This is a genomic window from Prevotella rectalis (assembly GCF_900607215.1).
GTDB lineage: Bacteria > Bacteroidota > Bacteroidia > Bacteroidales > Bacteroidaceae > Prevotella > Prevotella brunnea.
Genome location: NZ_LR027822.1, coordinates 257,252 through 271,778 on the forward strand (window position 1 = coordinate 257,252; position 14,527 = coordinate 271,778).

The 14,527-nt window shown below is 47.0% G+C and carries 5 protein-coding genes and 1 pseudogene; all 6 read right to left on the reverse strand.

Going from position 1 to position 14,527, the window contains the following annotated elements:
• Positions 1 to 320: hypothetical protein (locus E0E16_RS13970; RefSeq protein WP_181951343.1), on the reverse strand; the 320-nt coding region annotated here is incomplete at its 3' end.
• Positions 321 to 578: 258 nt separating this feature from the next.
• Positions 579 to 3,797, reverse strand: a complete 3,219-nt coding sequence (locus E0E16_RS09490; protein ID WP_130830111.1) for a C10 family peptidase — start codon at positions 3,795 to 3,797, stop codon at positions 579 to 581.
• Positions 3,798 to 3,980: 183 nt separating this feature from the next.
• Positions 3,981 to 7,283, reverse strand: coding sequence for a C10 family peptidase (locus E0E16_RS09495; RefSeq protein ID WP_130830112.1), 3,303 nt, complete (start codon positions 7,281 to 7,283; stop codon positions 3,981 to 3,983).
• Positions 7,284 to 7,402: 119 nt separating this feature from the next.
• Entirely contained in the window at positions 7,403 to 10,606 is a 3,204-nt protein-coding gene (locus tag E0E16_RS09500) for a C10 family peptidase (RefSeq protein WP_130830113.1), read from the reverse strand.
• A 169-nt stretch (positions 10,607 to 10,775) separates the two neighbouring features.
• Positions 10,776 to 14,045: a C10 family peptidase gene (locus E0E16_RS09505; protein WP_165444224.1), complete on the reverse strand. Its 3,270-nt coding sequence runs from the start codon at positions 14,043 to 14,045 to the stop codon at positions 10,776 to 10,778.
• A 314-nt stretch (positions 14,046 to 14,359) separates the two neighbouring features.
• Positions 14,360 to 14,527, reverse strand: a pseudogene (locus E0E16_RS14410) (IS30 family transposase); the annotation flags it as partial.

Below are 14,527 nucleotides of genomic sequence, written 5' to 3' on the forward strand. Positions count from 1 at the left end.
ATGAGTTTCTCATAGGCACGGCTGCGCATCTTCTCCAAAGACAATGCGTGTTGGAGGTTCACTATCTTCTGGCGCAATATCTCATTGTCTGTCAAATTCGTTTCTTTATGAGCCATACGATACCTCTCGATTACTTCCGAGGGCAAAGATAACGATTTTGAATCAACGGGCCAACGTTTCAGCCATTGGAACATTGAACCACTAGACACATTCCACTTACGCAATATGGACGCTTGAGAAGAACCGCTAGAATAATAATCAATTAACACTTGCAGCTTGAACGAATACGAAAATTCGCGCGGGGTTTTACGTTTTGTCATAATTTCTTACTTTTTTTATAGTCAGAATTGTGACAAGCTAAATCCGTATAAGACAATATTACTATCCGGCAAAACTTTTACAAGCAACATAACTTGGCATTATGTCACACCGACTACAAAAAGGTCGGGATTCCAAAGCGGAAACCCGACCTTTACTATTCTTTTCGATATTCATGACGCTTCCAACAAGCTCATTCGTTCATGATGCCAACATTGTGTACGTCAGAATTGCGAGATGTAATGTTCTTCCTTAAGAATTTACTTCACAAACTTCTTTCCATTCATGATATAAATTCCCTTGGGAAGGCGCGACAAGGCTTCCTTACCCACTGCCACTTTCATGCCGTTGAGATTATAAACAGGAGCAGAGAGGTCAGAATCAGTGGCTTCGATGCCCATGTTTTCTATACCCGCAGGGTCTAAAAAGCCTATGTTCAATTCTTTGGCGCCACCAACTGCAGGTAAGCTGCCACCGGCAAAATAGGCATTGAAGGCATTTACCTTCGCCGACTCCGACAGCTCAAAGTTGTCGCCTGTGGCATTGAGTCGATAAACATGGGTGAGCTGATTGTTAGAGAGCGTGCCCACAAAGGTGTAAACCACCCCACTCACCTCCGATAGGGCATTAGTAAACACCGTGGTGTTCTCTCCCTCGAAAACCATGGGTTTATCCACCAGCACCCAATCCTCACTCCACTTATCGCTTCGTGCCGGAACGGTAATGATGTAAGGATGATTGGCTACGAATTCATCAGCATGGTTGTAATAGACTGTGTTGCCATCTTCAGCCACAAAGTCCATCAGCCAAAAGTTCGCATCGCCTTTGGATTTGTGAGTGGGCGTAAACCATTTCAGTGTCTTCGAAGGGTCGTCCTTCAGACTCACCTTGGTAACGTTGAATGGCAACATAATGGTTTCCCAACCCATTCGGTTGCCGGCATTTCCTTTGGAAAAGGTTCTTGTATAGGAAATTTTCTCTGCCGTGAAGTCGCGCAAAGGCAGGAAGTTATGGTCTGCCTCAAGATGGATTTCAGTGGCATGGTCTCCCACAACGACATTGCAGCCATTTAGTTCTGAAGGAACCGTGGCACCGGTCGGGAAATAATACAAACAGTTGGGGTTGCTTCCCGGTGTTATTGTTCCAAGCGAGCTGAGATCGGCATCGGAAAAATCCACGTTTTCCATATCGCCAACAGCGATGGGCGATGAACTTACAATGGACTTTATGTTTCCGTTGGCATCCCGCATGATAACACCCGGTGCGCACGTATAGGGGTCGTCGAACCAGTTTGGTGTTGTGGTATCACCATTTATCAAGGCATACACTTTGTATTGCTTGCCGGGCACAAATCCGCTAAGGGTGAAAGGAAACGTTACCGTTGCGCCTCCTTCGGCAGATACCTTTGTCCTCATTGTCGCCATCGGACTATATGAGGTGCCGTTCTGCTCGCTGTAGTCAAAGGCAGCAACCGTAACATCCACATTCGTTGCGGGTGTCTGTTGCTTATTGGTAAGAGTTACCTTACCCGTTATGGTGTTGCCGTAGAAAGTTCTTCCGTTCACTCCGTCTATAGTGGTTGGACCTTTCAGTTCGGCATCTCCACCACTCTTTACCTTTACGGTGAATGAACCGGAACCAATCTGCACATCGTTCAACTTATCCTTCACCGTAAAGTTATACGTCGTCTCGGAAGTCACGTAAGGAGCTCGCCCGGAAAAGAGTACTTTGGCCGTTGTTCCGCCCTTGATGGTAGCAATGGCATCAAGATTGGTGGTTTTGTAGCGCAAGGTGAGCGGACCGGAGAAGTCCTCGCCGGTGTTCTTCACCGTCACATAAATCTTCAAATCCTTGTCGGAATAGATAGCCTCGCGCTGTTTCGAACCCAAGACCTCAAGGCTACTTGATGATTGTGAGAGCTTGCATTGGGTCTCGGTTATTTCGGCATTGAAGCTCAACTTGTTGTTCTTCAACGCATCGGCCATGAGATGCCACTCAGAAGCACCCGACTCACGACAGACGGGATAGACCTTATAAGTGCCAAGAGGCAGCCCCGCCCCAAACGAAACGTCTCCGCTCATCTTTTTGTAAACAGAGCCTCCATTCTCATAGGTCTCAGCAGGATAGCGCGTTATTTCAGTGACGAAAGCACCGTCCTTATAGAGTGCCAGTCCGACCTCGTAATTTAGTGCTGTTGCTCCCTTGCGGTTATAGAAGCGCATGCAAGGCGCAGAGCCCGTGAAGTTGGCACTGCTGTTGGTTCGCGTGAAAGTGTTTGTGTAGGAAGTGGCAGACATTTCGTAGATGTTGAGTGCGATGAAAGGTTTTATTCCGCCGTTGGGTCGTTGAATGCCGATGACCGCTTCCTGATCCAAGCCGAAGCCGTTGCCCATGCTTCCGCCCGTTCCCTGAATCTCAGGGAAGAGTACCGAGAGTAGGAAATAACCATCTGAACGACCGTGCCATCCCCAGTTGATGTGGAAGTATTCACCGGAAGCATAGCCGTCGCAGACGAATGCGTGCCCACCGTTGAGTGATGTAACTCCGGAGTAGAGCACCGGACGATTGTTGGCGAGTTCATTATAGATAAGATCGTTCCAGTCATCATAGGAATATTCCGAGCGCGATACCAACTGTAGCCCGGCATCATAGCCGAAGTACTCAACAAATGCCGGATAGAAACGGCGCGACAATGCGCCGGAACCACCCTTTGAACCGAGATTGTAGTTCATTTCGAGTGCCTGTCCGCAATAGAGCATGAGTTCTGACACTGCACATGGGTCGGCAGTGGCATCCGAAGCATAAGTATCGCTCATCTCATTCCACTTGAAAGTGGTAATGGGCAATTCGGGCATCGTCGTGTGGATGGCAGCAGACTGGTAGCCGGGAATGCTCTTCCGAATCGGTCCCTGCGGATATCTGTGGAAATACATGATTTGTGCCATAGCGGTGGCAGCACAACCCGTTGCGGTATGCTCGCCATTCACCATGGGAGTTTGATTGTAATAAGGCAATCCCTGATCCCATCGGCTGGGCACCAGCGGACGGATGGAATGTTTCGTAGGTTTTGGAGCGCGTGCCTTCATCTTCTGTGCATAGGGAACGTCCTCCATTCCGGAAAGGATTTCCATCTGCCGTTCATAACCGGTGAACAAATCCTGAAGATTGGCAGGAAGATGGTCGGTATCGATGCTGCCCGTGTCGGAGTAGCCCAAGATACTTGGAGCACGGTCGTCGCCCGATACAATGACAAAGCCATCGTTATCGCTGATGTTGAAAACGTAGAACGGTGCCTGTCCTTTCGTATTCTCCGAGGTCAAAGGCAGACGCATTGCCCTTTTCATTTTGTGCGACTTCATGCCGATTCGGTTCTGCATGAAATTTTGGGCTATTTGCTGCGCCCGACTTGGGTTTACCGGTGCTGCCGACACCAACATGCCGACGCATAGCCCAAGCAGAAGAAAATATATTTTTTTCATAAGATATTATTTTTAATCACCGAAATGTCTGTTCGTATTCGCGAAGGGGTCGAAGCTCCGCCTTGCTAACAAGGGTCTTGCAGAACTTCTATGACTTCTCGCGACTCATCCCATTCCTGTTCTTGATTATAAGAAGAAAGAGAAAGCCCCCCTAAAAGATTTGGCGTGGGGGCTTTTCACTTCCTATTTGATAATTTTCTTTCCATTCATGATATAAACGCCCTTCGGCAGATGGTCGAAGTCGGCCTTGCCGTGACCTACCACCACGCCACTGACGTTGTAGATGGTATGGGAGGAGGCGTCGTTCTCATCGTGGACAGCATGGATACCTGTGGGGTCGTCGCCGAGGATGCACACCTTCAGTTCCTTTGCGCCTGAAGTCTCGGTGATAACTTCACCATCAGACTTGAAATAGGCATGGAATGGTGCGACGGTCAGACTCGGCATACCCACGAATTTCGTACCGGTGGCATTGAGCTGATAAGCACTTTCGAGAGCCTTTGTACGGTAAGAGCCATAGAAATTGTACTTGTTGGTCGAGACAACCGCCTTTGTGTTGTAAGCAATCTCTGCATTGGTGCCGTGGAAGACGATATCCTTGGTTGTAAGGTCGTACTTTGCTCCCCATCTATTGCCGGCTACGGCGATGATATAAGGTCGGTTGGCCTTAAACTCCTGCGAATATTCGTAGTACATTTTGTTGTCGGATTCGTCCTCGCCATATACGTTCATCAGCCAAATGCTCTTGCCTTTCTCTTCCTTGGCTCTGAACCAATCGTAAGAAGTGTCATTAACGGTGATGTCGGTAACATCGAACGGCAGCACAATAGTCTGCCAATTGTAAGTAGTACCATCATTGCCTTTCGCGAAATTGCGAGTATAGGTGATGTCGCTTGCAGTGAAATTATAAATGGGGAAGAAATCGGCTTCGGAACCATCAACCAACGCTATCTTGTCGGCAACGTTGCCCTTGATGACATTCTTTCCATTCAAAGCGGTCGGCACCGTAGCACTGGCGTTGAAATAGTAGAGTGCGTTAGGATTGGCACTCGGTGTAATGGTGCCCGTCACTGCTGAAGATTGAAAATCTACTGCTGCCGCATGGGTCAAATTCATGACCTTGGATGGGTCGTAGTTCTTGAACGTGCCATCGGCATTGACGGCTAAGACGCCTTCCTTGGCTGTAAACAAAAGAGCAGGACTGAGCTGATTGTATCGAGTGTCATAGAAAAATCCGGCAATGACGTACTTCTTGTTCGGTTCAAGACCGCTGAACGTGAATGGGACATCGCCCGACTGTCCGGCGAGAACGGAGATGGTGGTCTCTACATAGTCAAGACCTTTGCCCGTTGAACCGTCTGCAAAAACAATACGCACCTTATCTTCAAAATCTAATGTGCCGGTATTGTTGAAGGTTACCTTACCTTTGATGATTGAACCGAATACATTCTTCGAATCGTCAATATCATCAACGGTTATCTGGCAAGAAGCAATCTTTCCATGTTTATATACCCTATCCGAAATCGTGAATGTGCCGGCAGAGCCCGGAATATCTTTAAAGTAGCCTTCATCTTTGCCGGTATCGGGATTTTTTCGCGTGGCAATGGTTGCCAAGCTATAAGTATAAGCGCGTGATTCATAAGGAGTGTAACCAAATGAGACGCGAGATGTCTTGCCGGGTGCAACCGACAAGGATACTACTTTTGACTTGTCAGCTTTCCCATCAATCATGAGATAAACGTCATCATAGAAGTCTGAGCCGTTGTTGGTAACGTCAAAGTTGATTATCTCTGGATCATACTTCAGCAGATTGCCCTCAACAGTGGATGTAGCTTGTAAGCTTTTATTGCTCCCATCTTCTGCTTTCGTGACGATGTACTCAGTGTCTGTAATCTCAACCTCAACATAGTTGCGCGTTGAACCTTCGCAGAGTAACCAGTTCGGGTCTGAAACAGTCCGATAGATAGGTAAAACCTTGTAAGTTCCCAATGGAATACCGGCACCGAAATCAACGATTGAAGGAATATAGATGGAACGACCGGCACCGAACTGAGAAAATGTGAGGGAATTTCCTCCGTCGCTAAGAACAGTCTTAAGCTCTCCCTTATCGTTGTAGAGTCCTACGCCAACATAATAAGTTTGAGCTGTCTTTTCAGTGTTTATAGCTTTGAAAACAAACGATACTCCATAGAACTTTGGATCACCAAAGTCCGTTCCCTTGAAATTAACATCCTTAGAAGTACGAGTAACACGCTGCATGGCCGGTGCAATGCCCTCGGCAATCACCGTCGGCGCAGCAGCTTCTCCATGGTTAGGCTGAATGCCCACTATGGCTTGCTGGCCGCGTGAGTAGCCACCGGTAAAGCCTCCGATGCCCTGTTGTCCCGGCTCGAGTACCGACAGACGATAGTAACCATCTTGAGAGCCACCCCATCCCCAGTTGATGTGGAAATACTCGCCTTGCGAATAACCGTCCATAACGAAACAATGCCCACCTGAAGGCGATGAACCGCAGAATACAACAGGGCGTTTCGCCTCCAATTCCCGATAGAGCACATCTGCCCATGTATCGGCAGTATAAGCCTCTCGGAATATAACACGCGTCGTAGCAGAATAGTCGAAATAGGTTTTCAGTGCGTGGGGAACGAAACCACCAATAGTACCTGAACCGCCTGTCGAACTGTAGTTGTACGACATATCGACGCTGCTTCCGCAATACTGCATCAGTTTGGCAACGGCGTCGCCTTGCGCCTGAGTATAGCTGCTGCCATAAACATCAAGCATATTGTTCCAGTCGAATGTTGACACCGGCATTTCGGGAATATTGTAGTGCAGCTCATCCGTCGTGTAAGCCGGTATGACAGCCGTCGTAGTTTTGGGCCATTTATGATAGCCCATGACCTGTGCCATAGCTGTTGCCACACAACCGGTTACGAAGCGACCGTTCTTAGTATCTTTGGTCTCATCCGCTGTTGTCTTCGGGTCATCGTTGATGACCGGACAGAGATTGTTGTAAGGCTCATCCTGATTCCACCGGCGGGCAACCAGTGGCGAGATGGCTTCCCTTGCCTTGATGACGGCTTTCCGGCTCGCACGCATCTTGACCGAGGGAATGTTCAACTTGTCCAACTGCTTGAACTCCTCAATGTATGAGTCGAGGAATGATTTCATGTTCGGGTTCATTTTGCTTTCGTCGAACGAGCCGACATCAGCATAACCGAGAATCTGTTCGGTGCGATCGTCGCCCGATACAATGACGAAACCATTGTTGTCGCCCACGTTGAACACATAGAAATACGATTGTTCCGAAGCTGACATGAGCTTCGGCGCTCTATACGCTTGCCGCATTTTCGCAGTATGGGGCATATTGCGTCGGCTATTGAGAAAAGCCTGTGCTTCCTTTATCGCCTGCTCTTTTGAAATGGGACCTGCCCATACCACGACAGAAAGCAATAGAGCGAATAGTAATGATATTTTTCTAAACATATCGCAATAATAAATAGTAAAAAAGTTATGCCATCAGCCCTCAACGGACAGATGTTTTTCTTCCATCCGTTTCAGGTTGATTTGGCTTATTTGAATATCATAGAAATCAATTATAATTCTTACTTTACAATTTTTCTTCCATTGACAATATAGACTCCATGAGGCAATGCTTGTAACGCAGCCTCGCCACGTCCCACTTCCATGCCATTGAGATTGTAAATGACGAACGAGACTTCTGATTGGATTTCCATCTCATCGATGCCATTCGTATTACCGTTCTCACCATCTATCATTCCAATAGCGAGTTGCTTTGCAGCGGTTTCAGTGGTATTCTCATGATTCATCGTAAAGTATGCCTCAAAAGGATTGATTTCAATGGATGTCGAATTCAACGTGAAGGCATCTCCATCGGTGTTCAATTTATAAATATCGCTTTGCGAGCAACCTGTCAGAGTTCCCTCAAACGTATAGTCGTAACCACTTACCAACCTTCTTTGTGTAGGTTCAATGGTAACGTTGTCGGCAGAGAAAGTGAATTCCTTATTGGTAAGCGTATATTGTTCGCCCCATCTATTGCCCGGCTTAGGCATATTGATGATATAAGGAGTGTTCGCTTCCAAACTTTGGGCATAGTCATATAACACCTTATTGCCATCTTCTTCCACGAAGTGCATCAACCAGAAATCAGATGTCCGATCGGTTTTACTCTTAAACCATGTTACGCTTTTATCGTTTGCCGTAACAGTTGTAGCAGTGAAAGGCAGTATGAGGGTACTCCATCCCTTCTTGGTTTCTCCCGGTTTACCTGTTGCTCCGTTGGTGAAAGTTCGTTTGAACGCTATCTTCTTTGCTTCGAACTTGTAAGGGGCGAAGTAAGGTTGAGCATTGACGAGTTGGATATTATCTGCCACTCCCCCAACAATGACGTTTTTGCCGGCAAGTTGTGCCGGTATCGTTCCGGACGATTTGCCAACAAAGTACAAACAGTTCGGGTTTTCGCTGACTTTCGTCATGTTGATTGAAGCAAGCGGAAGATTTTCAAAGTCGGCAGATGTAGCCCCTGTAAGGTCGATTGCATCGGTTGGCTTGAAGATGCGAACAGAGCCATCTGCCATGGTTGCCGCAATCCCCTCTGCACTAATATAAACACCGGTTTTATCCAAAGGTTGAGGTTGTCCATTATTCATGTAACATGCGACAATAGCATACGCTCCACCGAGAGGCAGGTTCTTGAATTCGAATGGTATATCGGTTGTGCCAACAGGTATCTCATTGTCATTTCCCACAAAATCATTCTGCGAATAGGTCGAAGTGTTGTTCAAATCGAAAGATTGACCGTTCACGACATTGAGCAACCAAATGGAAACACCTTTCTTAAACGGAAGATTTGAGTAATGGCTGTTTGTAAAGCGCACGCTTCCTTTCAACACTCCATGATAGAATTTACCCGTAGTCGTGGAAGTGGGAGCGTCTACATTATCGAGAGTAATTACAGCTTTGCTAAGCGAATAGGCTGTAGATGACTGACTGATGGTTATATTGTCATCATAGAGGATAGTCCCATCGTCGGTTGAAACAACACATCGTCTTGAGCCGGAGAGGTCGGGTTTGAAGTTGAACGTAACCTCAGTAATCTGACCTTTTCCAATATGGACACTCGATCCCGTTGTTGCCTTGGGATTAGTGGATGATGGATTGAAATAGAACCAGAGAGGTCCTTGGAAATCCTCCGCAAGATTGCGTATCTTGAACAGTGCCTTACATGGTATGCCAACTTCGGTTCCGGTGAATTGAGGCTGCTCCACCAATTCAAGTTTAGGAGTATTGGTAAAGACAAGTTTCGTGTCAGTGATTTCTATATCAAAATGATTCCTCTCCGAACCCAAACACTTCTGCCATGGGTCGCCATACTTTTCCTTTGATACGGCACAAATTTGATATTTGCCATTAGGAACATCAGCCGGGATATTGAAATAAGGTGCACTAATCTTCTTTTCTTCTCCTTCGCTTAATGAGATACTAGTAGGTCTCTCATAAAGTGGGCGTAACAGTCGATCGCCCTGATAAAGTGCCAATCCTGTATAAGCCGTAAAAGTTTCATCGAAATGATGGCGGACTATATAATTAATACCTATATTGGCAAAAGCAGAACTACTATTACTACGTGTGTATTCCGGATATTCCTTATACATTACAAATACCGACAACCGGCGTTGCTGAGTCTGTGATGTGGTATTCTCATGGTCATCCGGCTGAATACCGATAACGGCTTGCTGATTATTGGAGTACCCCCCTGATGCTCCGCCTAAACCGGCTGATGCCGGATGGAGCTCCGGCAGACGATAGAAGCCATCGGACATACCCGACCATCCCCAGTTGATGTGGAAGAAATCGCCTTTTTCGTAACCATCGATAATGAAACAGTGTCCGCTGCCTTCCGGTGTCATGGCGCCATAAATGACAGGACGTCCTTCCCGGAGTTCGTTGTACATCATATCGTTCCACTGATTAACCGTAAAGTTGAAACGTTCCACGTACTGCATGTCCGGGTCGTAGCCGAAATATTTTATCATGGCCGGACGAATAGAGGTAATCCATGCACTTGAGAAAGAGGTGGAATAACCCATCTTCACACTGTAACCGCAATACTGCATTAGGTCTGCCACAGCCTTTCCCGATTCCGCAGAGTATTGCTTCGAATAGGTGTCGGTCATCTTGTCCCATTGGAATGTCGTTCCCGTAACATTGGAAAAGGTGTACGAAGGAGCCTTCAAATATCCGCACGATGCCGGGAATCGATGGTAGTACATCACTTGTGCCATAGCTGTTGCCACGCAACCCGTGAGATTGCCTTTGAGATTGTTGTTGTAGGGGGCATCTTGATTCCAGTGTGCCGGTACGATGGCAGGGATCGACTTCTTGGTTGCCACGACAGCTCGTGCCTTTCGGTTGGCACTATTATCAATAGGATAGCGTACATCCGCCTCATAAGCCTCAAGCAAGGCTTTCAGTCCATCAGGAAGATTGTTTTTATCTATTTCCCCATTATCAGAATAACCGAGAATGGTTTCTGTCTTGTCATCGCCGGAAACAATAACGAAGCCCTTTTGTTTATCAATGTTGAACACATAATAAGCCGGGGTTTCAATTTCTGTCGATAACTTCGGACGCACAACTGAAGTTCCATTCGCACCTCTCATCCTATGTGCGTTTTTGGTAATGAACGCAGCAGCCTCTTTCAGTGCCCTTTGTTTGGTAATGGGGGCGCCAAAGACAGTTGCCACAATAAAAAGACAAACAAAGGTGATTGCTTTTCTCATCATAATAGTATCTCTAATGTTGTTAGTAATTTATCCAACCTGCGAGCTTCTGTTTAGGGAGAATGTATCTATCTGCAGGTCGTTTGCGACAAATAATTCCGTTGTTTATTTCTATTAAAGTTGCCTTGTTGCAGATTCATATACCCACAACAAGGCATAAAACAGGAATGGGTTATCTTACAATTTTCTTTCCATTGACAATATAGATTCCATGCGGTAGAGAAGGCAACTCCTTACTGCTCTCAGCCACTTTCATACCGTTCAGGTTATAGATGGCACCATTACCTCTCCCGATGATATTGTCGGTGGTTATCTCTTCAATGCCATTCGGATTGATAAACCCAATCTGCAAAGCTTTGGCATGGCTTGCGCCGGAAGTTCCGCCATCAATGAAGTAGGCGTTGAAAGCTTTCACGGTGGCAGACGCCGTCAATTCAAAGTTGTCGCCGGCTGTGTTCAATTTATAGATATTGTCGAACCGCCTTGTCGGAAGCGTACCAACGAACTTATAGTCCGTTCCGTTCAACTGTGCCCTGACATTGGCAACCACCAGCGCGTTCTCACCCTCAAACAGCATGGGTTTGTTCACCAAGACCCATTCATTGCCCCACTTGGTACTCGTTGCCGGTACGGCGATGATGTACGGGTGGTTCGCCTCGAATTTGTCGGCATGTTGGTAGTACACCTTTGCGCCGTCTTCCTGAACAAAGTCCATCAACCAGAAGTTGGCAGCACCCTTTGAATTGTTCGTGGGTGTAAACCATGTCAGTTGCTTTGTCGGTTCTTCTTTCAACGTTACCTTAGTAACATCGAACGGCAGCATAATGGTTTCCCATCCTTTCTTATTACCCGGATTACCTTTGGTGAACGTGCGTTCGTAAACGATTTTCTTCACCGTGAAGTCGTATGGGGTATAGAAGTCCTTTGCCGCATCGATGGATATGTTTTCAGCCTTGCGGTCTTTCACAATGTTCTTTCCCTCAAGCGAAGCACCGGCTGTTTGATATCTGTTGATGAAATACAAGCAGTTGGCATTGTCGCTTGGTGTGAACGAAGCAGGCAGTGAGCTGCCCAAATCCTCAAAATTAACCGCTGTTGCGTTGCTGAAGTCGAGCGTACTTGCCGGATTGACGTATTGAACCGTTCCGTCGGCATGATAGATGCCCACTCCTGCCTTGCATTGATAAGTGTCGCTGGTGGCAGCAGGAGTGATAGGATCCTTCCCTTGATATACCAGCGTTCCGACGAAGTAATAATTTTCGCCCATCAGCCCGCTGAGGTCGAACGGCACTTCGAGCTTCTCATGTGCGGGAATTCTTACGATGTCGTTCTTTGAGGAGACGAACTTCAGACTCGTACCGTTCTTGTGAACAACATTCACGTTGATTCGGTCCCAATATTCCTCATTGTTGTTGTTCGTGAAAACCACCTTACCGCTGAGTCGCTGCCCAAAGAACTTTTTGGTGGTCGGGTCCGGCTCATTGACGATAATCTGAACATCGGGGGCAATAGCTGTTTTAGGTGCGATGGTAACATCGATTTCCTTGCTGCCTCGAACAACAGGGTCGTTGAATTCGCCTCTGGCAATTCGCAGATGATAGTCTTTAGCGACGTCGAACACACAATTGTTTATCGTGAGTATTTCGGTTTCGCCCGGTGCCAATGTTAGTGGTGCAGAGGCTATCGTCGTGGTATAACCATCGTAATTAACAAGATTCACATTGTCGCTGAACTCCTTGGTTCCCTGATTCTTGATGGTAACCGCAGCAGTTTGCGCCGTCCCCACGCGCAGGTTTCCACCCAACTCGATATTCTCTACAAAAAGAGCGGCTTTCCCGACAGGTGCGGCTGCACGAGTCATGACGTATGAGGTCTCGGTGATGACCATGTCGTAGGCATACTTATCAGCATCGACACATGGATACCACTTGTCCGGCCCACTGACAAAACTGATGGGCTTAACCTTGTAGTTGCCCGGCTGAAGTCCAGCACCCCATGAGGTTTGTTTAAATTGACTGGTATGTTTGAAGGATGTACCTGAACCCCACGTCTTCATTCCACTTTCCAAAAGTTTGGCAACAAGGTTGCCGCCCGCATCGTAAACACCGACACCGTATTTGGCATTCACCTGTACCGACATATCATTTCTCAGTGTATATGGATTTAGGGAACTTCCTGGTTCAAAGATGGTGAAGTTGGAAGAGACGCCCGAACGTGTTCCGCGCAAATCACTGTTACTATAGGAGAAAGACGCTACAGTAAGTCGTTGTGCATCGTCCACTTCGTCGCCACCCGTGTCGCCACTACCCGGCTTCATGCCCACGATGGCGAGTTGCCCCATGGAATAGCCACCGGAAAAGCCACCGATGCCACTTGCGGGTGGGTTCAACAGGGAAATGACATAGTAACCGTTCACCATGCCACCCCAACCCCAATTGATGTGGAAGTAGTCGCCCTCGGCATAGCCGTCGCAGACGAAGCAGTGACCGCCACCCGAAGGTGTGACCCCACAATAGACCACGGGGCGTTTTTCTTTCAACTCATTATAGATAATGTCGTTCCACTCATTCTGACTTTCGTACTCGTTGCGGTTGATGCGCTTGGTTGTAACGGCATCGTAGCCAAAATACTTCACCAGTGCCGGAGCAATCATGAAGCCTGCCGCACCCGACGACTTGTAGCTGTAGTTCATTTCCACAGCCTGACCGGCCGCACGCATCAGTTGCGCCACGGCGTTCCCTTCTCCGGAGCTGTATTGACCGGACTTGTAGATGTCGCGCATGTTGTTCCAATCCACCGTAAATGCAGTTGTGGCATCATAGTGCTTCTTTGCACTTGACGTGTAAGCCGGTATCGCCGGCACACTCTTGGGCCACTTGTGGTAGTTCATCACAATCGACATGGCGGTTGCCACACATCCTGTCACGCTCTTTTCTGTTTCACCCTCAGAGATAGGGCAAGCATCGTTGTAAGGCGCAGCCTGATTCCACATTGCCGTGCACAGCGGGGCAATGGAAGCCTTAGTCTGCACGGGTGTCTTACGCACTTTAGAGACACCGTGTTGAGCAATAAACTCATCCAAATGACCTATCTCATTGTCATATACGCTCAAGAGATATTGAAGACCATCCGGAACATTCTCCTTGTCGAACGCACCTTGATCGGAATAGCCGAGTATCTGCCGGGTGCGGTCATCGCCGGAAACAATGACGAACCCTTCGTTGTCGCCAACATTAAATATATAATAATGTGATGAATTACCCTCGGTAGCCGGAGCAAGGTTGGGGACAACGCGCCTTATCTTGGCATTTTTACTTGCTTTTCCGCGTTGTCCGGAATTTAGGAAAGACATAGCTTGCTTTAAAGCAGTAGCCTGATCTACCGGTGCTGCCGTGGTAAATAAAGACACCAGCAGACCAATAAAAAATAAACATTTTTTCATATTATCATACATCCAATTAGTGTTCGTCTCATTGCGCTCCTATCATTCGGGGAGATTACCCTCCCCTCACCATCAAGGAAGCATATACGTTTTCAGAAGATTGGTTTGTCTGTGACTCTATCATTTCCATGACAACTTTATGCCTCACGAAACCGTTGTTCCGCCTACTTTGGGAAACAATGCTTCAGATAAACCTCACTACTTAGCCTGCAAATATAAGAAAATATAAATACAACCGCAAGAAAAAAAATAAATATTTTTTATTTTTTATTTCTCTATCGGTAAAATCGCAGAGTCAACCAGCAAGTGCAAAATTATAAAACGTATTTGAAGAATTCACACTTTGGAGTAGAAAAGTTTAATTTTTCTCTCGGTCTTTCGTTCAATTTCTTTTGTATCGACATAATTCTCTTGTCTGTGTAATGTTCAAACGAATCCTTTTTCGGTATATATTGTCTGATTAGTTTATTTGTATTCTCAAT

Excerpts from the sequence above, each read along its gene's own strand:
- E0E16_RS09490 (WP_130830111.1), bottom strand. The coding sequence starts at position 3,797 with ATGAAAAAAATATATTTTCTTCTGCTTGGGCTATGCGTCGGCATGTTG.
- E0E16_RS09495 (WP_130830112.1), bottom strand. The coding sequence starts at position 7,283 with ATGTTTAGAAAAATATCATTACTATTCGCTCTATTGCTTTCTGTCGTG.
- E0E16_RS09500 (WP_130830113.1), bottom strand. The coding sequence starts at position 10,606 with ATGATGAGAAAAGCAATCACCTTTGTTTGTCTTTTTATTGTGGCAACT.
- E0E16_RS09505 (WP_165444224.1), bottom strand. The coding sequence starts at position 14,045 with ATGAAAAAATGTTTATTTTTTATTGGTCTGCTGGTGTCTTTATTTACC.